Origin of the sequence: Actinospineispora eucalypti (assembly GCF_039543365.1) — a bacterium.
GTDB classification, from domain to species: Bacteria; Actinomycetota; Actinomycetes; order Mycobacteriales; family Pseudonocardiaceae; genus Pseudonocardia; species Pseudonocardia eucalypti.
Genome location: NZ_BAABJP010000030.1, coordinates 152,037 through 171,934 on the forward strand (window position 1 = coordinate 152,037; position 19,898 = coordinate 171,934).

27 protein-coding genes are annotated in these 19,898 nt (G+C 71.7%); 10 read left to right on the forward strand and 17 right to left on the reverse strand.

What is annotated here, in order from left to right:
• Positions 1 to 30 precede the first annotated feature (30 nt).
• The gene (locus ABEB12_RS25755; protein ID WP_345703145.1) at positions 31 to 426 is read left to right on the forward strand and encodes a hypothetical protein; all 396 of its coding nucleotides are present in this window, start codon (positions 31 to 33) and stop codon (positions 424 to 426) included.
• 85 nt (positions 427 to 511) lie between these two features.
• Here the strand turns inward: ABEB12_RS25755 and ABEB12_RS25760 are convergent, their stop codons facing one another.
• On the reverse strand, positions 512 to 829 hold the full coding sequence (locus ABEB12_RS25760; protein WP_185062346.1) for a cupin domain-containing protein: 318 nt from the start codon (positions 827 to 829) through the stop codon (positions 512 to 514).
• Between the two features lie 71 nt (positions 830 to 900).
• Between ABEB12_RS25760 and ABEB12_RS25765 the strand changes: the two genes are divergently transcribed.
• Both ABEB12_RS25765 and ABEB12_RS25770 read left to right on the forward strand, forming a co-directional pair.
• The gene (locus tag ABEB12_RS25765) at positions 901 to 1,851 is read left to right on the forward strand and encodes a helix-turn-helix domain-containing protein (protein ID WP_185062347.1); all 951 of its coding nucleotides are present in this window, start codon (positions 901 to 903) and stop codon (positions 1,849 to 1,851) included.
• Between the two features lie 61 nt (positions 1,852 to 1,912).
• Positions 1,913 to 2,071, forward strand: a complete 159-nt coding sequence (locus ABEB12_RS25770; protein WP_185062348.1) for a hypothetical protein — start codon at positions 1,913 to 1,915, stop codon at positions 2,069 to 2,071.
• Positions 2,072 to 2,077: 6 nt separating this feature from the next.
• Here ABEB12_RS25770 and ABEB12_RS25775 read toward each other — a convergent pair whose 3' ends face one another.
• Genes ABEB12_RS25775 through ABEB12_RS25785 form a run of 3 tightly spaced genes read right to left on the reverse strand, consistent with a single transcriptional unit; the run spans position 2,078 to position 3,646 of the window.
• Positions 2,078 to 2,899, reverse strand: a complete 822-nt coding sequence (locus ABEB12_RS25775; RefSeq protein WP_185062349.1) for a family 1 encapsulin nanocompartment shell protein — start codon at positions 2,897 to 2,899, stop codon at positions 2,078 to 2,080.
• 2 nt (positions 2,900 to 2,901) lie between these two features.
• Positions 2,902 to 3,480, reverse strand: a complete 579-nt coding sequence (locus ABEB12_RS25780; protein WP_185062350.1) for a hemerythrin domain-containing protein — start codon at positions 3,478 to 3,480, stop codon at positions 2,902 to 2,904.
• 40 nt (positions 3,481 to 3,520) lie between these two features.
• Positions 3,521 to 3,646, reverse strand: coding sequence for a hypothetical protein (locus ABEB12_RS25785; protein WP_345703146.1), 126 nt, complete (start codon positions 3,644 to 3,646; stop codon positions 3,521 to 3,523).
• 225 nt (positions 3,647 to 3,871) lie between these two features.
• On the opposite strand from ABEB12_RS25785, the gene ABEB12_RS25790 reads away from it, so the two are divergent.
• Positions 3,872 to 4,675, forward strand: coding sequence for an alpha/beta fold hydrolase (locus ABEB12_RS25790; protein WP_185062351.1), 804 nt, complete (start codon positions 3,872 to 3,874; stop codon positions 4,673 to 4,675).
• A complete protein-coding gene (locus tag ABEB12_RS25795; RefSeq protein WP_185062352.1) occupies positions 4,672 to 5,892 on the forward strand; it encodes an LLM class flavin-dependent oxidoreductase in 1,221 nt (406 codons plus the stop codon). Before ABEB12_RS25790 ends, ABEB12_RS25795 begins: the two co-directional genes overlap by 4 nt.
• On the opposite strand, the gene ABEB12_RS25800 is transcribed toward ABEB12_RS25795, so the two are convergent.
• The 3 genes from ABEB12_RS25800 to ABEB12_RS25810 all read right to left on the reverse strand — a co-directional run bounded on the left by ABEB12_RS25800 (position 5,882) and on the right by ABEB12_RS25810 (position 7,565).
• Positions 5,882 to 6,550, reverse strand: coding sequence for a BPL-N domain-containing protein (locus ABEB12_RS25800; protein WP_345703147.1), 669 nt, complete (start codon positions 6,548 to 6,550; stop codon positions 5,882 to 5,884). The two genes, ABEB12_RS25795 and ABEB12_RS25800, sit on opposite strands and share 11 nt — an antisense overlap.
• A 136-nt stretch (positions 6,551 to 6,686) precedes the next feature.
• Complete coding sequence (locus ABEB12_RS25805) at positions 6,687 to 7,058, reverse strand: MFS transporter (protein WP_185062354.1); 372 nt, start codon at positions 7,056 to 7,058, stop codon at positions 6,687 to 6,689.
• 57 nt (positions 7,059 to 7,115) lie between these two features.
• Complete coding sequence (locus tag ABEB12_RS25810; RefSeq protein ID WP_345703148.1) at positions 7,116 to 7,565, reverse strand: DUF5313 family protein; 450 nt, start codon at positions 7,563 to 7,565, stop codon at positions 7,116 to 7,118.
• A gap of 63 nt (positions 7,566 to 7,628) precedes the next feature.
• Here ABEB12_RS25810 and ABEB12_RS25815 point away from each other — a divergent pair, with 63 nt between their 5' ends.
• The gene (locus tag ABEB12_RS25815; protein WP_185062355.1) at positions 7,629 to 8,129 is read left to right on the forward strand and encodes a MarR family transcriptional regulator; all 501 of its coding nucleotides are present in this window, start codon (positions 7,629 to 7,631) and stop codon (positions 8,127 to 8,129) included.
• On the opposite strand, the gene ABEB12_RS25820 is transcribed toward ABEB12_RS25815, so the two are convergent.
• Positions 8,107 to 8,946 (reverse strand): DMT family transporter, encoded by an 840-nt coding sequence (locus ABEB12_RS25820; RefSeq protein ID WP_345703149.1) that lies wholly within the window; start codon positions 8,944 to 8,946, stop codon positions 8,107 to 8,109. The genes ABEB12_RS25815 and ABEB12_RS25820 overlap by 23 nt on opposite strands.
• Before the next feature lie 55 nt (positions 8,947 to 9,001).
• Here ABEB12_RS25820 and ABEB12_RS25825 point away from each other — a divergent pair, with 55 nt between their 5' ends.
• The 3 genes from ABEB12_RS25825 to ABEB12_RS25835 all read left to right on the forward strand — a co-directional run bounded on the left by ABEB12_RS25825 (position 9,002) and on the right by ABEB12_RS25835 (position 11,268).
• On the forward strand, positions 9,002 to 10,444 hold the full coding sequence (locus ABEB12_RS25825; RefSeq protein WP_185062357.1) for an aminotransferase class I/II-fold pyridoxal phosphate-dependent enzyme: 1,443 nt from the start codon (positions 9,002 to 9,004) through the stop codon (positions 10,442 to 10,444).
• A gap of 97 nt (positions 10,445 to 10,541) precedes the next feature.
• Positions 10,542 to 10,829, forward strand: a complete 288-nt coding sequence (locus tag ABEB12_RS25830; RefSeq protein ID WP_185062358.1) for a hypothetical protein — start codon at positions 10,542 to 10,544, stop codon at positions 10,827 to 10,829.
• A 46-nt stretch (positions 10,830 to 10,875) separates the two neighbouring features.
• Positions 10,876 to 11,268: a VOC family protein gene (locus ABEB12_RS25835; protein ID WP_185062359.1), complete on the forward strand. Its 393-nt coding sequence runs from the start codon at positions 10,876 to 10,878 to the stop codon at positions 11,266 to 11,268.
• On the opposite strand, the gene ABEB12_RS25840 is transcribed toward ABEB12_RS25835, so the two are convergent.
• Positions 11,257 to 12,537: an alpha/beta fold hydrolase gene (locus ABEB12_RS25840; protein WP_185062360.1), complete on the reverse strand. Its 1,281-nt coding sequence runs from the start codon at positions 12,535 to 12,537 to the stop codon at positions 11,257 to 11,259. The two genes, ABEB12_RS25835 and ABEB12_RS25840, sit on opposite strands and share 12 nt — an antisense overlap.
• 144 nt (positions 12,538 to 12,681) lie before the next feature.
• On the opposite strand from ABEB12_RS25840, the gene ABEB12_RS25845 reads away from it, so the two are divergent.
• Positions 12,682 to 12,996, forward strand: a complete 315-nt coding sequence (locus tag ABEB12_RS25845) for a hypothetical protein (protein WP_185062361.1) — start codon at positions 12,682 to 12,684, stop codon at positions 12,994 to 12,996.
• Positions 12,997 to 13,496: 500 nt separating this feature from the next.
• Here ABEB12_RS25845 and ABEB12_RS25850 read toward each other — a convergent pair whose 3' ends face one another.
• Genes ABEB12_RS25850 through ABEB12_RS25885 form a run of 8 tightly spaced genes read right to left on the reverse strand, consistent with a single transcriptional unit; the run spans position 13,497 to position 19,806 of the window.
• Complete coding sequence (locus ABEB12_RS25850) at positions 13,497 to 14,213, reverse strand: FCD domain-containing protein (RefSeq protein WP_185062362.1); 717 nt, start codon at positions 14,211 to 14,213, stop codon at positions 13,497 to 13,499.
• Positions 14,214 to 14,222: 9 nt separating this feature from the next.
• Entirely contained in the window at positions 14,223 to 14,927 is a 705-nt protein-coding gene (locus ABEB12_RS25855) for a carboxymuconolactone decarboxylase family protein (protein ID WP_345703150.1), read from the reverse strand.
• A complete protein-coding gene (locus ABEB12_RS25860) occupies positions 14,924 to 15,838 on the reverse strand; it encodes an NAD(P)-binding domain-containing protein (RefSeq protein WP_185062363.1) in 915 nt (304 codons plus the stop codon). Before ABEB12_RS25860 ends, ABEB12_RS25855 begins: the two co-directional genes overlap by 4 nt.
• Positions 15,831 to 16,229 (reverse strand): 4-carboxymuconolactone decarboxylase, encoded by a 399-nt coding sequence (pcaC, locus tag ABEB12_RS25865; protein ID WP_185062364.1) that lies wholly within the window; start codon positions 16,227 to 16,229, stop codon positions 15,831 to 15,833. The genes ABEB12_RS25860 and pcaC overlap by 8 nt, the downstream gene beginning before the upstream one ends.
• Positions 16,226 to 16,633 (reverse strand): cupin domain-containing protein, encoded by a 408-nt coding sequence (locus ABEB12_RS25870; protein ID WP_185062365.1) that lies wholly within the window; start codon positions 16,631 to 16,633, stop codon positions 16,226 to 16,228. The genes pcaC and ABEB12_RS25870 overlap by 4 nt, the downstream gene beginning before the upstream one ends.
• Positions 16,634 to 16,637: 4 nt before the next feature.
• The gene (locus ABEB12_RS25875; protein WP_345703151.1) at positions 16,638 to 17,624 is read right to left on the reverse strand and encodes an NAD(P)-dependent oxidoreductase; all 987 of its coding nucleotides are present in this window, start codon (positions 17,622 to 17,624) and stop codon (positions 16,638 to 16,640) included.
• Positions 17,621 to 18,436, reverse strand: coding sequence for an MBL fold metallo-hydrolase (locus ABEB12_RS25880; RefSeq protein WP_185062366.1), 816 nt, complete (start codon positions 18,434 to 18,436; stop codon positions 17,621 to 17,623). The genes ABEB12_RS25875 and ABEB12_RS25880 overlap by 4 nt, the downstream gene beginning before the upstream one ends.
• Positions 18,436 to 19,806: an MFS transporter gene (locus tag ABEB12_RS25885; protein WP_221498197.1), complete on the reverse strand. Its 1,371-nt coding sequence runs from the start codon at positions 19,804 to 19,806 to the stop codon at positions 18,436 to 18,438. Before ABEB12_RS25885 ends, ABEB12_RS25880 begins: the two co-directional genes overlap by 1 nt.
• Positions 19,807 to 19,898: the final 92 nt, after the last annotated feature.

Here is a 19,898-nt window from a genome sequence, read left to right on the forward strand (position 1 = left end):
CGACCAGGCGGCAACAGAGGGGGCCTGGGAGTGAAGAGAAAATTGGGGAACATGGTGAATTCTGGACGAACTCGTATCGTCGCGCTCGCGCTGGCGACGGTGGGTAGCGCGGCGCTCGTCGCACTGGCCGGCTCCGGCACCGCACTGGCCGCCACATCGTCCGCCGCGCCGGGCGTCATGGCGGTTACGCCGCTCCCGGCGGACAGCGGTGACTACAGCGACGGCTACGCCCAAGGTCACCAGAAGGGTCACGTCCAGGGCCGCGGCGACGCCGAGGACAACTGCAAGGAAGACCACAAGGAGACCATGAGCAGCCGCAGCGGCGGGCAGGACGACTTCCACCGGGGCTTCGAGGCCGGCTACAACGCCGGTTTCGAAGAGGCGTACAAGCGCCGCTACGACGAGGTCTGCGGTAACCGCCGCTGATCGAGGCGGTACACCCTGACGAAGCCCCTGGTCGGTCGCCGGAAGACGATCAACCAGGGGCTTCGTTGCTGTTCGCGGAAGTCCTCTACCCCTCCGGGTAGAACAGGAACAGTTTGCAGCCGGTGGTCGTCTGGGGCACGTGCGAGGACCCGGCCGGCGCGTGGATGAACGAGCCGGCCGGGTAGTCCCGCTCCCCGTCGTTGAACACCCCGGACAGCACGAACACCTCCTCCGGCCCGGGATCGTGCACGTCGACCCCGGACCAGCCGCTGCCCGGGTCCATCTCCAGCACGTAGGCCGCCGCACCGTTCTCGCCGCGCCACAGCGGCCGGAGCCGGATGCCGGGAAACAGCTCGCGCACCGGCGCGTCCCGGACGGAGGACCAAACAAAGGAAGTCGTCACCGGACCGAGCCTGCCCCCCGGGCGGCGCCGCGCCGAGTGTCCAGATCGACATCATCAGGTACTTTTTTGCCATGCACCGCGTGGTCGCCCTGGTCCGCCCGCCCCAGGCCACCTTCGAGCTGGGCTGCGCCGCCGAGGTGTTCGGCAACCCCCGGCGCGGCCTGCCGCGGCGCTACGAGTTCACGGTGTGCACCGAGGAGCCCGGCCCGGTGGCCACCACCGCCGGCTACGACATGCTGGTCACCCACGGGCTGACCGCGCTGGAGCGGGCCGACACGGTGATCGTGCCCGGCTGGCTGCCCACCGAGCGGCCGCCCTCCGCCGAGGTGGTGGCCGGGCTGCGGGCGGCGCACGCTCGCGGGGCCCGGCTGGCCAGCATCTGCTCCGGGGTCTACGCGCTGGCCCCCACCGGCCTGCTCGACGGACGGCGGGCCACCACGCACTGGGCCGGGGCGGAGGCGCTGGCCGGCCGGTTCCCCCAGATCCAGGTGGACCCCGGCGTGCTGTACGTGGACCACGGGGACGTGGCCACCAGCGCCGGATGCGGCGCCGGCATCGACCTGTGCCTGCATCTGCTGCGCACCGACCAGGGCGCCCGGTACGCCGCACAGGTGGCCCGGAGCATGGTCATGCCGCCGCACCGCGAGGGCGGGCAGCTGCAGTACGCCGCTCCCCCGGCGCCCGGTCAACTCGACGGTTCCCTGGCCCCGCTGCTGGACTGGGCCACCGAGCGGCTCGGCGAGCGCCTGGCAATGCGCGACCTGGCGGCGCACGCCGGCCTGTCCCCGAGGACCCTGGCCCGCCGGTTCACCGACCAGCTCGGCGTCAGCCCCGGGCAGTGGCTGCTGGCCCAGCGCCTGGCCTCGGCCCGCGAGCTGCTCGAGACCACCGACCTCGGGGTCGACGCGGTCGCCCGGCGGGTCGGCCTGTCCAGCGCGACCAACCTGCGCCGGCGTCTCGTCCGCGCGGTCGGCACCACCCCGGGCGCCTACCGCCAGGCCTTCCGCGCCCGGCCGTCATGATCTTTTGTTTGCCGGCCCGCTTGCCGGGAACCCCCAGGTCGAGGATTACCTGGAGGTAAGCATGTTTGCGATCATTGCCGCCGTCTTTTTTCTCATTGCGCTGATCTTCCAACTGGCCGGAATGGGCTTCGGCCCGCTCACCGCGACCCTGCTGGTCACCGCCGGCCTGCTGTGCCTGGCGCTGGACCTGGCCGGCCTCGGCCGGCGGGTGCGCCTGTAGGCCGAGTCAGTCGGTGAGGGTGATCGCCGCGTCCGGCTCGGCCACCCGGAAGGTGAAGGTCTGCTCGAGGTAGAGCGAAACCGTGTCCGCCGAGTGGTGGCTGTAGCCGACCGCGAGATCCTGTCCGACCTCGAACAGGAAATCACCGCCCCGCTGGCTCAGCACGGCGGCGCCCTCCAGGCCGGGCGTCCACACCACCTTGCCACCCAGGATCCGCTCCAGGTGGTCGATCAGCAGGTAGCCGCGCTCGGTGGACTGGGCGATCCGGGTGTAGATGCCGGGGTCCGCCGCCAGCGCGTACGGCCCCTCCACCCCGGCCACCCGCAGCGTGGCGACCGCGTTGGCCACCGCCTCGGAGTAGCTGGCGGGGTCGTCGCCCAGTGCGGGCGCCGATGGTGTGGTGCCGATCAGGCCGTCGATGCGGGCGTCCGGCCAGCCGTGGAAGATCGCCCGGTTCTCGATCTCGGCGGCCAGTCGGGCGGCCGCATCCAGCTCGTCGAAGTCCAGGTCGACGGCGCCGCGCTCGGCGTCCTCCAGCTCGGCCCGGTCCACCGTGAACGGCACGCGGATCTCGGCCAGTGGCTGCACCCGGCGCAGCCGCGCCCGCACCGATCCCTTGCCGCATCCCGGCGGCGGGCCGTCCAGCGGCTCGGACCGGCCCAGGTTGATCGCGGAGTGGTCCCAGTCGGACGGGCCGGCGAAGTCGACCAACCGGCGGGCGGCCAGTCTCGGGGTCAGCCGTTCCCGGGCTTCGTCGTCGACCTGCCGCCAGGCCGCCGGCGCCAGCGGGGCCTGCTCGCGCAGCAGGTGGTTGCTCGGATTTGCCATGGTCAGCGCCCCCTCAGCCCGCCGATGCCCAGCGAGCCGTCATCCGGTGGGCCACCGACACCCACCCGCCGCTCGGTCTGTTCAACGTACCGCTCCGGGTCCTTGTCCCCGGTATCCAGGCCCCGCTGGCCCGGGTGCGCGGCCTTGAACTCGCGGAACCGCTTGCCGAGCGCCTCCCGCAGCTCCAGGCTCGCGTGCTTGCGGAAGTCGGCGATCGGGTCCCGCTCCTCTTCCGCCAGGTGCTCGTCGTTGGCGATCCGGGCCTGCCCGACCGCCTCCCACCACTGCTTCGAGCCGACCGGGAACCGGGCCGCCTCGCGCACCGCGTCCCGGATCTCGTTGTGGTCGCCGATCGCGTCCACCGTGTCCTCCTCGGCCGCCGGGCCCTCCTCCCGCAGCAGCTGGGGGTAGAAGATCTCCTCCTCCGCGACCGCGTGCACCTCGAGCAGGTCGGCCAGGGGCTGCCAGGCCGAGGTGAGCTCCTCGGGGTCGTTGCGCACGGACAGGTCGTCGAGGGTGATGAAGCCGCGCCGGAAGCTGTGGTGGTCGGCGAGGATCAGTTCGGTGATGTCGTCGGGCATGCCCGGCGGCTACCCGCCCCCGGAGCCGGGCAAACCCACGTCACACCTCGTGCCAGATCTGCCACACGTCCCGCTCGGGGATGTCCATCACCGCGCCCAGCTCGGCGATCGCGCCCCGCTCCAGCTCCTCGACCAACTGGTCGTACCGCCGGCGCCTGGCCAGCACCTGTCTCCGTATATCCGCGGTCCGGGTTCGCCCCGGCACGGCCCCCAACTCAGTACTCAGTGCACCGCTCCCCTCCCGCCCGAGATCGATGGTTGATCAAAGTCAGTGATCGTGTCAATCGGATGACCCCACCTTTAACAAGCCAATAATGTGGCCCACTTTCGTGCACTGCCGGTGCGACGATCACGCGGATAGCTTCGGCGGCGAGCGCGAAGGAGGAACGGCATGGAGGGATCGACGGTGACCACACCGGAGGTGGCCGCCCAGATGGTGGAGGTCGCCGGCAGCCCGGTGGCGGTGCGCAGGCGGGGCACCGGGGATCCGCTGCTGTTCCTGCACGGGGCCGGGTTCACCGGCCGCTGGCTGCGTTTCCACGAGGCCCTGGCCCGGGGCGCGGACGTGATCGCCCCGGAGCACGTGGGGTACGGGGCGACCCCGGCGCAGGACTGGCTGGAGGACATCGGTGACCTGGTCCTGCACTACGACGACCTGCGCGCCACCCTCGGCCTGGATCGGTTCCACCTGGTCGGCTACTCGCTGGGCGGGTGGATCGCGGCGGCCTACGCCACTCTGTTCCCGGACCGGCTGCGCTCCCTGACCTTGATCACCCCGGCCGGCATCCAGGTACCCGGGCGCTCCCCGGTGGCCGATCTGTTCAGCATGACGCCGGCCGAACTGTTCGGCACCGTGTTCAACGACCCGGCCAACATGGCCGAGGTCATGGTGGACATGACCGACCCGGAGGTGGCGGTGGCGCTCTACCAGGAGCAGTCCACGCTGGCCCGGCTGGTGTGGAACCCGCGCTACGACCGGAAGATGCCCCGGCGGCTGCAACGGGTCACCGTGCCCGCCCTGGTGGTCGGTGCCGAGCACGACCGGCTGATCCCGGACGAGGCGGCCGACCGGTACGCCGAACTGCTGCCGGACGGGCGCATCACCCGCATACCCGGCACCGGGCATGCCCTGGTCATCGAGCAGCCGGAGCGGACCGCCGGCGCGATCCTGGAGTTCCACGGAGGCCTCAAGTGAGCACCCGGAGCCTGCAGTTCTTCCACTTCGGCCTGATGCCCTACCCGCACATCCCGCCGGCCGAGGAGCTCACCTCCACCTGGGTCACCCTGTCCAACCGGCACTACGACCCGGAGCTGGGCCACCGCCTCTACAACGAGTACCTCGACCACGCCGTGCTCGCCGAACGCCTGGGCTACGACGGCACCTGCGTCAACGAGCACCACCAGAACGCCTACGGCACCATGCCCGACCCCAACGTCATGGCCAGCCACATCGTGGCCCGCACCAGCAAGATCAGGGTCGGCATCGTGGGCAACGCGCTGCCGCTGCACGACAATCCGCTGCGGGTGGCCGAGTCGGTCGCCATGCTGGACGTGATCTCCGGCGGCCGGATCATCTCCGGGTTCGTGCGGGGCACCGGCATGGAGTACCACTCGCTGCGGGCCAACCCGGCCACCTCCCGGGAGCGGTTCTGGGAGGCGCACGACCTCATCGTCAAGGCGTGGGCCGACGACGGCCCGTTCGACTGGCAGGGCAAGCACTTCGACATCCCCTACGTGAACCCCTGGCCCCGGCCGCTGCAGAAGCCGCACCCGCCGATCTGGCTGCCCGGCCAGGGCTCGTTCGAGACCATCCGAGAGGCGGCGAAACGGCGCTACCCGTTCATGATGGTGTTCGCCCCGCTGTCCTTCACCAAGGTCAACTACGACATGTACCGCAAGGCGGCCGCCGAGTTCGGCTACGAGCCGGCCCCCGAGCAGCTGGCCTTCTGCGTGCCGACCTACGTCGCGGAAACCGAGGCCAAGGCGCACGAGGAGACCCGCGAGCACATGATGTGGCTGTTCAGCCGGGGCCTGAAGATCCCGGACTACCACTGGCTGCCGCCCGGCTACCTGAGCGGCCAGTCGCTGCGGGGCATGATCGCCGGCAAGCGCAAGTTCGGCATCAAGGACCACGTCGACCTGACCTACCAGGACCTGCTGGACGAGCAGTACATCCTGGTCGGCACCCCGGCCCAGGTGGCGGAGAAGCTCGCCGCGTACACCGAGGACCTGGGCGCGGGCATCCACGTGGGCAGCTCGATGCAGGTGGGCGACATGCCCAGCTGGAAGGTGGAGAAGAACATGACCCTGTTCGCCGAGGAGGTCATGCCGCTGTTCCGGCCACCGGGCAACCAGCCCGCCTGGGCGCGCGGCGTGCCGGTACCGGGCAGCCCCGAGTCCCTCAACGCATGAGGACGTCGAGCAGCTCGAAGCCGAGGTCCAGGTTCGTGCCGCTGCCCTCGGCGGCGTCGTCGGGAGCGGACTCGAAGTGCGGGCCGATGAACGCCGCCTTGCCCCGCCCCTTGGTCGCCACCGCGGCGGCGATGAGGCCGTTGGTATAGGTGGCCATCACTGTCACGCCCGGGGTGCCGCGCGGGATCTTGAAGTAGTTGCCGTCCTGGAAGTCGACCGTCCGCTTCTTCCCGTCGCGCCAGACGATCGGGATGGCGTAGTCGTCGTCGTCCTCGGCCTCGGAGTCCGGGCTGCCGACGTAGCTGCCCACCTTCCCGGGGAAGACGTCGTAGCCCTCCTTGCCGGCCACGAACCCGCCGGCGCAGATGCCCAGGTACCGGCCTCCATCGGCCACGAACTTGTGGACCAGCGGGATTTCCTTGGCGAAGTCCCGCTTGGCCGTCTCGGTGTCCACCTCGCCGCCCGGCTGCACGAACAACGCCGCCTTGCTCAGCAGCTCGGCGGTGAGCGGATTGTCCGGACCCACGTACTGGATCCGGAACTTGAACGGCGACTGCCGCAACATCCGGGCCGCGGCCTCGGCGTCGCCCTTGCTGGCCAGCGGCTCGCTGCGGTGGATCAGCGCCAACGGCTGGCTCTGGGTCGCCGGCGGGGCCACGATGGCGATCGTAGCGAGAAGCGCGGCGAGCGGGCCGGTCATGCTGGGTCGCCTCCCGGATCGTGGTGCCCTTTCAGGTGACGCTAGCGGCTTGGTTCGCTCGGCGTGGCGAAACGGGAATTTGCCGCTGGAATGGTCAGTGCATGCTCGCGGCGGCGCCCGGCGCGGCTTCGACACCGGGTTTGCGCAGGAACAGGGCGAGCAGCGCGCCGGCTCCGGTGATTACCGCGATCACCAGGAACACGTTGGCGTACGAGGTGGCCAGGACCTGGGCGGCCAGCTCGCGGTAGTGGCCGTACAGGCGCCGGATGCCCTCCGCGTCGCTCGGCGGTGCGTCGGCGGCCGGCAGCAACGCCGACCGGTCCGCCAGCAGCTGCGCCTGCTGGCCGGTGGACAGCGCGTTCAGCACGGCCAGGCCGAGCGCGGCCGAGGTCTGCCGGGCCACGTTGCTCAGCGCGCTGCCCTGGTTGGTCTTGGTGGCCGGCAGCGCGGCGAGGCCGGCGGTCATGATCGGCATGATGGAAAGGCCGATGCCGACGCCCCACAGAACAAGGTCGTTTCGGGACTACTCCGGACGGCGCCAGGTGCGGGCGTAGCGCTCCGCCTCGGCCTCCCGCCGCCCCGCGTCGGCCCGGTCCCTGACCACTCTGGCGATGCCCACCGGAAAGCCCGCCTGGCGCGCCCGGTGTTCCACGATCTCGTGCATGTAGGCGCCGGAGTACAGCAGGCCGAGCAACAGGCCGGCCAGCACCGCCGCCGCCCTGGTCGGCCAGGACCCGGGGATGACCAGGAACAACACGACCACCGCCGGGGAGACCTGGACCACCGCCCGGGTCAGGTGCCGGATCGCCCACGTCCGGCACGTCACGTCGTGCAGCACCCAGCTCCGGTGCCGCGCCGGCAGCCGGCCACCCACCGCGTACCACAGCCAGCGCACCGGGTCCGGCCGTCGCACCGGGACCCGCGCGGCCTCGGCGAGCACCCGGTCGGCGAGTTCCTCATCGCTCTCGACCACGCCTGCACCTCCTCGATATGTACACCAATGATTGGTGCACCAACTAACTGTACGATGGAGCCCATGCCCGATTCACGCGTAGGTGAGCTGAACAACATCGACCTGCTCGCGCTGGACCGGCAGGTCTGCTTCGGGCTCGCGGTCGCCGCCCGCACCGTCATCGCGCTGTACCGGCCGTTGCTGGAGCCGATGGGACTCACCCACCCGCAGTACCTGGTGATGCTGGCCCTGTGGGAGCGCGCCCCGCGCTCCGGCCGGGAGCTGGCGTCGGCGCTGCAGCTGGACCCCGGCACGCTGACCCCGCTGCTCAAACGGCTCGAGTCGGCCGGCTACCTGGTGCGGCACCGGGATCCGTCGGACGAGCGCTCGCTGGCCATCACCCTCACCCCGGCCGGCCGCGAGCTGCGTGACCAGGCGCTGTGCATCCCGCCGGCCATCATCGACCGCCTCGGCATGCCGCTGTCCGAGTTGGAGGCCCTGCGCGACTCCCTGGACAAGGTGATCGCCGCCGCAACCACCGAGCCACCCAGTTCTCGCCGCACTAGCGCCGGACGCGCTGGGTGACGGCGATACAACCCAGCACCAGCAGGGCGGTGACGGGCGCCAGCGGGGACGGCCGCTCGCCCATCACCCACACCGACCAGACCAGCGTGACCAGCGGCTGGGCCAGCTGGAACTGGCTGGCCCTGGGCACCCCGATCTCGGCCATGCCCCGGTACCAGACCATGAACCCGCCCAGCTGGCTCACGGCGGCGATGTAGCCGATGCCCACCAGCGAGAGGGCGGTCGGGTGCACCGGCTCCATCGGCAGCGCCACCGCAGTGACCAGTGCGGACACCGGGAGGGCGGCCACCACGCCCCAGGCGATCACCTGCCAGCCGGGCAGATGGGCGGCCAGCCGGCCACCCTCGACGTACCCGGCGGCGCACAGCAGCAACGCGCCGAACAGGTAGAGGTCACCAAGGGTCGGCGGGCCACAGCTCTGGGCCAGGGTGAACCCGGCGACGGCGGCGGCCCCGGCAATGGCGGCCAGCCAGAACAGCACCGGGAGGCGCCGGCGGGTCCAGGCGGCGGACATCGCGGCGGTGACCAGCGGCAGGAGCCCGATCACCACCGCCGAGTGCGCGGTGGTGGAGACCTGCAGGGCGAAGGTGGTCAGCAGGGGGAACCCGACCACGCATCCGCCGGCCACCACGAGCAGGCCGGGCCAGTCGGCGCGCCGGGGCAGCGGGGCGCGGGCGAAAGCCAGGCAGGCCACCGCGAGCACCCCGGCCAGCAGACCCCGCATTCCGGTGGTCGTCCACGGGCCGAACCCCCGCAATGCCCACGCGGTGGCCGGGAAGCTGAACGAGAAGGCCAGCACGCCCAGCGACGCCAACACCGCGCCCCCGGCGAGCGCTTTCGTCCGAGGATCAGTAGCGCTATCTTGTGCCGTCATGAATGAGCGTAGCAGTGTGCAGTCGATCGCCACTGCGTTGCGAGATGACCTGCAGCACTACTCGGAGGGCGAGAAGCTGCCGAGCAGCCGGGCACTGGTCGAGCGGTACCGGGTGAGCCCGGTGACCGTGTCCAGGGCCATCGCCACCCTGGTGGCCGAGGGCCTGGTGGTGTCCCGTCCGGGGGCCGGGGTGTTCCGGGCGGCCCGCCGCCCGCGCGCCGGCGCGCTCGGCGACGTGTCCTGGCAGGAGGTGGCACTGAGCGCCGGAGTCACCTCGGCCGGGGGCGACCCGAGCGGCCACGTGGCCGGCGCCCGGGCGGTGCTCGCCACGCTGACCCCGCCACCGGCCGAGGTGATCGACCTCAACGGCGGCTACCTGGACGCCGGGCTGCAACCCGAGCGCGCCCTGGCCACCGCACTGGCCCGGGCCGGCCGCCGGACCGGCACCTGGTCACGGCCCCCGGCGGAGGGGGTCGCCGAGCTGCGCGCCTGGTTCGCCCGGGACATCGGCGGGCCGAACGGCTCGCTCAGCGCCTCCGACGTGCTGATCACCGCGGGCGGCCAGAGCGCGCTCACCACCGGGCTGCGCGCGCTGGCCGCGCCGGGCGCGCCGGTGCTGGTCGAGTCGCCGACCTACCCGGGGCTCCTGGCCATCGCCCGCACCGCCGGCCTGCGCCCGGTGCCCGTCCCGGTGGACGCCGACGGCGTGCGCACCGACCTGCTGGCCGACGCGTTCCGGGCCACCGGCGCACGGGTCTTCGTCTGCCAGCCCCTTTATCAGAACCCGACCGGCGCCGTGCTCTCCGCGGGGCGGCGGGCGGAGGTGCGCGCCACCGCCCGGGCGGCCGGCGCGTTCGTCATCGAGGACGACTTCGCCCGCCGGCTCACCCACGCGGACAGCCCGGCGCCGCCGCCCGCCCTCGCCGCCGACGACCCGGACGGCGTGGTGGTGCACGTACGCTCGCTGACCAAGAGCACCTCGTCCAGCCTGCGGGTGGCCGCGCTGGCCGCGCGCGGCCCGGTGTTCGAACGGCTGCGCGCCGTCCAGGTGATCGACAACCTGCTGGTCCCGCGCCCGCTGCAGGAGACCGCGATCGAGCTGCTCAGCGCCCCCGGCTGGACCCGCCACCAGCGCCGGCTGGCCGCCGAGCTGCGCGACCGCCGGGCCGCCACCGTCGCCGCGCTGCACCGCGAGCTGCCCGGCCGGACCGTCACCACCCAGCCGCGCGGCGGCCACCACCTGTGGCTGCGCCTGCCGGACGGGACCGACGAGACCGCACTGGTCGCCGCCGCGCTGCGGGCCGGAGTGGCGGTGACCGCCGGCGGCCCGTACTTCGCCGCCGAGGCACCGGCGCCGCACCTTCGGCTGAGCTACGTGACGCCCGGCGGCACCGCCCAGTTGGAGGAGGGCATCCGCCGGCTGGCCCACGCGTTCGGGTAGCGCTCCGGTGAAAACGCCCACATCCCCCGCCGGGTACCGGGTAGCGGGTTTATAACTCCAGAGGTCAGCGTTCGACCCTGGTGAAGGGATCGGGACCATGACCGCGTCAATGCCGCCGCGGCCCACCACGCCACTTTCGCCCCACGAGGCGCGCACCCTGGCGGCCCTGGAATCCGGCCTGCGCCGGGCCGACGACCACTGGGTGCGGATGCGGTTCGCCCCGCCGCACCTGTCCGGGCCCCAGATGCTGTTCGTGGTCGTTGCCACGCCGCTGGCGATACTCGGCACCGCGCTGATATCCCCACCCACCGCCGCGGTGATGGCCTTCTTCACGGTCTTCCTCGGTCTGCCCGCACTGCTGCGCTGGGCCCTCCGCCGCCTTTAGCTCGAGCGGCGGAATAACCGCGGCAGGCGCCGGGTCTGAACGGAGCATGTTGCGGAACGTGTACGCCGAGGTGATCTACGAGGACCTGCCGGCCGCCATCACGTGGCTGGCCGAGGCGTTCGGGTTCGCCCCCGGTCGGACGGCACGCAACGCCGAGGGCAGCGCCGTGTTCGCCGAGCTGCACGCCGGCTCCGGCACCCTCCTCGCGCGGGTGCCCGACCAGGAGCGGGAGGGCAACCCGCTGACCGTCGGCGGCACCAGCCAGCAGCTCTACGTCCTGGTGGACGACCCGGACGCGCACCACGACCGGGCCGTGGCGGCCGGCGCACGGGTCGTGCTGCCGCCCACCGACATGGACTTCGGGGCGCGCCTCTACTCGGTGCGCGACCAGGAGGGCCACCTCTGGACGTTCGGCACCTACCAGGTTTCAGCGGAATAGCCGGGCGAACTTCCGCAGCTCCTCGGCGAACAGGGCCGGCTGTTCCAGCGCCGCGAAGTGACCGCCCCGGTCCACCTGGTTGAAGTAGACCAGCTTGTCCCGGAAGACCCGCTCGGCCCACACCCTGGGCATGGGCAGGATCTCCTTCGGGAAGGCGCTGAACCCCACCGGAACGCCGAACGGGCCGGTCACGTCGCCGGCCTTGAAGTTCTCCCAGTAGATGCGCGCGGAGGACGCGGCGGTCGCCGGCAGCCAGTGCAGCATGATGTTGTCCAGCAGGTGGTCGTAGCCCAGCAGCGCCTCCGGGTCGCGGTTGCTGTCGGTCCACTCGGTGAACTTCTCGTAGATCCACGCCGCCTGGCCGGCCGGGGAGTCGGTGAGGCCGTAGCCGACCTGCTGCGGGCGCGTGCCCTGCTCGGCGAAGTAGCCGAACCCGTCGGTGCCGAACCGCCGCAGGCTGGCCAGCGCGACCCGCTCCTCCGGGTTGGGCTCGCCGGCCACCGGCGGGGAGAACATGCCGAAGAAGTTGAGGTGGATGGCGGTCAGGTTGGCCGGCTTGAGCTTGGCCAGCCGGGCCGTCACATCGGCGCCCCAGTCGCCGCCCTGGGCCAGGTAGCGCGGGTAGCCGAGCCGGTTCATCAGCTCGGCCCATGCCCGGGCGATCCGCTCGGAGTTCCAGCCGGCGGCGGCGGGTTTGTCGGAGAACCCGAAGCCCGGCAGGGACGGCACCACCAGGTGGAACGCGTCACCGGCCGAACCGCCGAACGCGGTCGGGTCGGTCAGCGGGCCGACCAGGCCGAGGAACTCCACCACCGAGCCCGGCCAGCCGTGGGTGAGCAGCAGCGGGAACGCGTTCTCGTGCCGCGACCGGGCGTGCAGGAAGTGGATGCCGAGGCCGTCCAGCCGGGTCCGGAACTGTCCGGCCCCGTTCAGCCGCGCCTCGGCCTTCCGCCAGTCGTACTCGGTCGACCAGTGCGCGACCAGCCGGCGCACCCGGTCCAGCTGTGGCCCCTGCGCGGAGTCCGGCACCGTCTCCCGCTCCGGCCACCGGGTCGCGGCCAGGCGCCGCCGCAGGTCATCCAGCACGCCCTCCGGCACCCGCAGCGCAAACGGGGTGACCGCGTCGGTGGCCTCCGGCAGTACCAACCGATCCGGGCCGGCCGACCCGCATGCCGTGGCGAGCGGCCCGGCCAGCCCGAACGCCACCCCCGCGCCGACCGTCGCCCGCAACCACTCCCGCCGGCTGAACACCCGCCCTGACCTGTCCATCGGTACCCCTTAGCTCGGTTACCGGTACAGACCGCGCGGGACGCGTCAGACTCATCGCCGAGCCCCATTCGTTAACTTCATTCACCCAGGTCGAGCGTAGAATCTGCCGCACGGCGCGCCACTGCCGTGCGAAGGGTTTCGCTCATGACCGCAGCCCTACCGCCCGACCCCAGGAAGCCCGCTCCGCTCACGGACCGGGAGCGGCAGCTCTTTGCCAAGATCGCGGACGAAGTGCGGGTCGACGACGCGGACATCATGGCCCAGGAAGGCTGGATCCCGATCCGGCTAGCCTTCCCGGTGCCGCTCAAGCCGGCCGCGCTGCGCGCCCTCCTGGTCGCCGGCCTGTTGCTCGGCGGGCTGCTGCTCCCCCCGGCCTGGTGGTCGGTGCTCGGGATGATCTTCGCCCTGTTCGTAGTCCCCTGCCTGGTGCTGGGCGCCCTCTGGCAGGAGGACGACTAGCCTCACCTGCCCGCGGCCCGAGCGCTGGCCAGGTCAGGTGCCCGCGAGCTATCCCCGACGCCGCACAGGAAACCGTCACGCCGCAAGGCCCGCACGATGTGCGGCTGCGAGGTTGCACGGTGCCGGTTCGACGACGGCTTGGACAGCCACCAGACTTCGTCCCAACCGTCACTCTGGTCGCAGCCGAGCCACAGCACCCTGCCCGCGTCTGCGCCGAGTTCACCCTGAAAGACCCTGCCGACCGGCGATGGGTCTCTCAGGATGAGTTGACGTTGCACGCCTCGCACAATCTGCCTCGCCTCCCGTTGCCTGACATCCATAGGAGCTCGGCACAGCTACCTTTCCCACAACCAGGGTGATCAATGGTCCGGAGTCCTGATGACCATGAGGGCGAGTGTCGGCTCCGATTTCGAACGCAACGGGCCGAATCCAGGCCTTCCAAGCCATCGGTAAACCTGGCCACCACCAAACCGGCGGGCAACCATGCGTCGATACCGGTGCTAGACCGGCGGCGCCGACTCCAGGGCGGAGAGGCCGGTCGCGGCGGCGTGCTCCAGGTGCGCGTCACACAGGCGGGTGGCCAGCTCGACGTTCCGCGCGGTGATCGCATCCACCAGCGCGCGCATCTCCCCCGCCATCCGCTTCGGCCGGCCCGGCTGGGACAGCGATGTGGCGCGCAGCAGCCGCACCCGCGCCTGCACCCCGGCCAGGATCTGCTCGACGGTCGGGCTGGCCGCGCCGGCCAGCAGCTCCGCGTAGAACAGGTCCTTGGTGCGCAGCAGGTCGTGCATGTCCGCCCCCTCGGCAACCTCGGTCTCCAGCCGGGTCACCGTGGCCCGGAGCCGGTCGTGCTGGGCCGAGGTGGCCCGCTCGATGAACCGCCGCACGGTCAGCGCCTCCAGCGCACCGCGCACCGCGTAGAGATCCCGGGCCTCGTCCGGGGACGGCGCGTACACCATCGCGCCGCGCTGCGGCACGGTGACCACCAGGCCCTCGGCGGTGAGCTCGCGCAGCACCTCCCGGATGGTCGCCCGCGACACCCCGATCTGCTCGATCAGCTCGCGCTCCACCAGCCGCTGGCCGGGCCGCAGCTGGAAGGACAGGATCGCCTGGCGCAGCCCGTCCAGCACCTGCTCGCGCAGCGGCGCGGCCACCCGGCCGACCTGGATGCCCCGGAAGGCCCCGGTGTCGGTGCGCGGCTGGTTTCCGGTGGTCATGGCATCAAACTATCCCGCACCGCGCTCGGCGAGGACCTCGGTCAGCATCGGCGCGGCGGTGGTGGCCGCGTGGATGCCCACCACGCTGACGATGGACAGCACCTCGACCAGCTCGCCGACCGTCGCACCCAGCCGCACCGCATTGCGCAGGTGCAGCTTCAGCCCCGGCACGTACAGGTGGGTGGCCGAGGCGTCGAAGGCGATGTAGATCATCTCCTTCACCTTGGGCTCCAGAGTGCCGGTGCGCCACGGCACCGAGGAGAACTCCAGGTAGGCCTCGAACAGGTCGGGCGCGACCTCCAGGATGCCCTCCCAGAACTGGTGCCAGTAACCGCGGTTCGCGGTGAACTCGGCCTTCAGCCGCTCCTGCCGCTGGTCCAACGGCGCGGCCTCGGTGCGCAGGCCCTCCTCCTCGAGCACCTCGAGCAGCAGCGGCACGCCGATGTTGGCCGCGTGGATGCCCAGCGTGCTGGTCAGCTCCAGCACCTCCATGATCTCCGCCGGGGTGGCGCCGTGGTCCAGCGCGGCGTGCAGGTGCCGGTGGATGCCCGGCCGGTAGAGGTGGGTGGCGGCCGCGTCGGCGGCCAGGTAAATGAACTCCTTGATCTTGGGTTCCAGGTGCGAGCCCTCGCGCCACGGCACGGCGGCGAAGTCCCGGTAGGCCCGCGCAAACGCCGGGTCCAGCTCCTTGATCGCCTGTTCGTCCGCGTTCACTGCTCCTCCAGCCAGCGCGCTATCTCGGTGTGGTCCGCCGCCGGGCCCAGCTTCTCCACCGCACGGCTCCACACGCGCACGGTATGCTCGGCGTGCTCGTGCGGTGCCCCGGTGGCCTCGGCCAGCGCCAACGCGATCTTGATGTCCTTGACCAGCAGGCTGGCGGTGAAACCGGAGTCGTAGCTGCCCGGCAGGATGTGGTTCGGCCACTTGTTCTGGGTGGAACCGCTGCGCCCGCTGGAGCCGTTGATCGCGTCCAGCATCACCGCGGGGTCCAGCCCGAACCGCCGGCCGGCCAGGATGGCCTCCGAGCTGGCCAGCAGGTGTGAGGCGGAGAGCAGGTTGTTCAGCGCCTTCAGCGCGTGCCCGGCGCCGACCTCGCCGACGTGGCGCACCCGGCCCATCAGCGCGAGCAGCGGCTCCAGCCTTTCCGCCGCCTGCGACGGACCGCCGACCATGATGGTCAGCGTGCCGGCGCGGGCACCGGAGACGCCGCCGGACACCGGCGCATCCACCAGCGTGGCGCCGCGGGAGGCCACCCGCTCGGCCAGCGCCCTGGTGCGCAGCGGCTCGGAGGAGCTCATGTCGACCAGCAGCGGTCGTGAGTGGCGAGTAGCGCTATCGCGACCATCGCCACTCACGGGCGCCACCAGCGCATCCAGCAGCTCGTCGTCAACCACCCGCTCCACCACATCCGAGTCGGGCAACATCAGGATGACCACGCCGGTGCCACGCGCCGCATCGGCCGCACTGTCCACCCTGGTAACCACGCCGTCCAGCGCCCGCACCGCGTCCGGAGACACGTCGAAACCGCGCACCTCGACGCCGGCCGCCGCGATCCGGCGGGTCATCGGGTCGCCCATCCGGCCGAGTCCGACGAACCCGACCGCCGGCGGCAGCGGGTCAGCCATTGCCGTTTTCCGAGGCCAGTTCGTCGAGCACCCGCTCCGCCACCCGGAACGACTCCAGCGCGGCCGGGGCGCCGCAGTACACCGCCGCCTGCAGCAGCGACTCCTGGATCTCCTCGGTGGTGCAGCCGTTGGTCACCGCGCCGCGCACGTGCACGCCCAGCTCGTGGTTGCGGCCCAGCGCGGTCAGCATGGCCAGGTTGAGCAGGCTGCGGGTGCGCCGGTCCAGGCCGGGGCGGCTCCAGATCTGGCCCCACGCCGTGGCCGTCACGTACTCCTGCACCGGCCGGGCGAAGTCGCTCACCCCGGCCAGCGAACGGTCCACGTGGGCGTCGCCGAGCACCTCCCGGCGGATCTTCAGCCCCCGCTGGTAGCTCTCGTCAGTCTCGCTCACCGCGCATCCTCCCCCTTTGCTGCCAGGTACTCGTCTTCGCTGACCTCGTCCAACCAGACCGTCCGGCCGATCGAGATGGCCAGGTGGGTCATCACCGTGCCGGTGGTGCCGCCGTGCCAGTGCCGCTCCCCCGGCGGCACCCAGACCACGTCGCCGGCGCGGATCACCTGTGCTTCCTCGCCGTGCGGGCACACCCAGCCGAGCCCGGCGGTGACCACCAGGATCTGGCCGCCGGTGTGGTGGTGCCAGTAGGTCCGCGCACCGGGGGTGAAGGTCACCGAGTTGATCGTGTTGCCCTCCTCGGTGGTGGGCAGCACCGGGTCGCCCCACACCGTCCCGGTGAAGGTCTCCGTGCGGTTCTGCGTCGGTGTGCTCGCGGCCGTGCGGCCCCGGACGATCTGCACCTGCTCATCCCTCCGTCTGGTCGTGTACTCGCACGCCACCGGCCACGTCGCCGATGGCGTCCACCACCCGGTTGCTGATCCGGTCGCCGTAGCCCAGGTTCTCGGCCAGCCCGAAGCTGGCCAACGGGCCGGCCGCGTTCAGGCTGGGCACGCCCAGCCGGCCGACCAGGTCCACGTAAAGGGCCACGTCCTTGGTCATCAGGCGGCTGGTCAGGCCGCCCTCCAGGTAGTCCCCCTGAACGATCTTCGGGAACCGGTTGAGCGTGGCGAAGTTGACCCCGCTGCTGTGGTTCAGCACGTCCAGCAGCTGGGCCAGGTCCAGGCCGGCGCGCCGGCCGGCCACCATCACCTCGGCCGTGGCGGCCAGGCTCACCGCGTTCAGGAAGTTGTTCAGCAGCTTGGCGGTGTGGCCGGCGCCCGGCCCGCCCATGTGGTGCACCGCCGAGGCGATCGGTCCGAGCACCCAGCCGATCTCGGCCAGCGCCTGGGCGTCGCCGCCGGCCATGATGGTCAGCGTGCCCTTCTCGGCGGCCGCCGCGCCGCCGGATATCCCCGCATCCAGGTAGCGCACCCCGACGGCGGCGGCCTCGGCGTGCAACGTCACCGTGGACGCGGGCGACGCGGTGGAGAGGTCGACCACGGTCGCGCCCGGTCGCGCGGCGGGTAGCAGCGCGCGGACCACCGGTTCCACCACGTGGCTGTCCGGCAGGGAGAGCAGCACCACTCCGGCCCGCTCGGCCACCTCCCGCGGGCTGGCCGCCGGCTCGGCTCCGGCGGCGGCCGCGCGCCCGTCCACCGGGTCGTGGCCCAGCACCGGGATGCCCGCGTCGACCAGTCGGCGGGCCATCCGGCCGCCCATGTTGCCCAGGCCCACCAGGCCGACCTTGGCGACCGGCCCGAGGCCGCCCGGCGCGGCCGGGCCCACCGGTCCGATCTCGCCCACCGGTCCGATCTCGCCCACCGGTCCGATCTCGCCCCCCGACCCAGTCACCGCGCTCCCTTCGGTCCGGCCACCCGCACCACCAGCTCGCGGAGTGCCTCGGGCAACCCGGTCACTCGGTCGGGGAACCGCGCGCCGACGTCCGCGTCGTGCCCGGCGACCAGCAGCCGGCCCGGGTCCTCGGTCATCTCGCGCAGCAGGTCGAAGCCCCGGTACATGTCCAGCAGGTCCGCAACCACGAAGAACGGGCGGTCCAGCTCCAGCTCCTCGTAGAAGTGCAGCGCGTCGGCGGCCAGGATCACCGTCCGGTCCCCGGCCGCCACCTGCGCGATGAGTTGGCCGGGGGTGTGCCCGCCGACCACGGTCAGCGCCAATCCGGGGGCCAGGTCGAGGCTCCGGTCCACCAGCCGCAGCCGCCCCTCGCCGGCCACCTTGGCCAGCTGGCGCAGCTCGTCGGCCTCGGTGGAGTGGGAGAACTGGGTTCGCCCGGCGTACGGACCGGTCCAGAACTCGTACTCCCGCCGCGCGATGACCACCTCGGCGGCCGGGAACCGGTGCAGGTTGCCGATGTGGTCGTAGTGCGCGTGCGACACCACCAGCTGGGTCACCTCGGCGGCGTCGATGCCCAGCCCGTGCAGCGCGGCGACCGGGTCGACCAGCAGGGTGCGCCCGCGCCGCCGCCCGGGCTCGGCGCCGAACCCGCAGTCCACCACCACGGTCCCGTCCGGGCCGCGCAGCACCCAGAAGAAGTAGTCCATCGGAAAGGCCGAGTCCGGCTCGCCGTACACGTGGAAGTTCAGGTACGAGTCGGCCTTGCGCGCCGTTCGGCTCCCGTACCGGACCGCCAACACCTCGTACGCCATCAGTTGTTCCTGGTGAAGTCGACGTCCCTGGTCTCCGGGCCGGCGGCGGCGCCGGCCGCGCCGAGCAGCCCGCCGATGGCCAGCAGCACCACCGAGCCCAGCACATACGGCATGAACTCGCTCAGCCCGCCCAGGAAGAACGCATAGAACGACGGGATGATCACCGAGGCGCTGAAGCCGAGGCCGAACCCGGAGGCGCGCACGTCGGTGTGGAACCGCTCGTTGATGTACGGCAGCACCACCCCCCACGGCGCGGTGACCAGCACCGAGAACACGCAGACCAGCAGCACGATCACCCCGAGCGGCAGCTCCTCACCGGTGACCAGCACCCCGAGCAGCACCGAACCGACGGTGGCGATGAGCGGGCCGAGTATCACGAAGAACCGGCGCCGGCCGATCCGCTGGCCGATGATCCCCGAAGCGATGTAGCTGACCACCAGGCAGGCGTACGCGGCGAGCAGGGTCAACGTCAACTGGGTGCTGGTCAGCTTCAGGGTCGTGCGCAGCACGGTGGTCGGCAGGAACAGCGTGACCAGGTTCTGGGTCAGCCAGAAGCCGGTCATCATGGTGAACACCTGCAGGAAGCTGCGCCCGCTGGCGCCGGTGAACACGCTGCGCAGGGGGAACGACTTCTTCTCCGACTGCTCCCAGATCTCCGACTCGGACACCGTGCGCACGTAGTAGACGGCCAGCACGAACGCCAGCAGCGCGCCGAGCACGAACGGCACCCGCCAGCCCCAGACCGCGTACGGCGAGTCCGGCCCGGCCAGCGGGAACAGCGCGAAGCAGACCAGCCCGACCAGGTTGATGGCGATGTAGGCCAGCGGGAAGGCGGCCAGGATGATCCCGCCCAGCAGGCCTCGCTTGTGCTTGGGCGAGTACTCCATGGCCAGTGGCAGCGCGCCGGTATACCCGCCGCCGAGGCAGATGCCGTCCAGGAAGCGCAGCGCGATGAGCAGCCAGTACGAGGCGATGCCGATGGTGGTGTAGCCGGGCACCAGGGCGATCAGCAGGGTGATCACGCCGAAACCGGTGACCGAGGCGATGGTGGTCTTGCGCCGGCCGATGCGGTCGGCCAGCGCGCCGAACACCGCCGCGCCCACCGGGCGGCCGATCAGCGTGGTGGCGAACACCAGCGAGGTGAAGATGCCGGCCTGGCCCGGCGACATCTGCGCCGGCTGGAAGTACATCAGCGCCGGGGTGAGGATCACCGTCGGCAGGTAGATGTCGAACATGTCCACGAACTCCGCGAAGAACGCGCCCCGAATGGCCGCGCGCCGCTTCCCGGCAAACTCCGCCGACTCCCGCTCCCGCTCCACGGTCTCGCCGCTGTTGGTCATCGCCCACTCCACCGCATCGTTGCGACACATTGTCAGCTCGTCTGACAATCTGCTAGGAACTTAAGCGGGCTCACCTGATCGAGTCAAGATGCTTGTCAGACAGTCTTACGATCTCGGAGGCG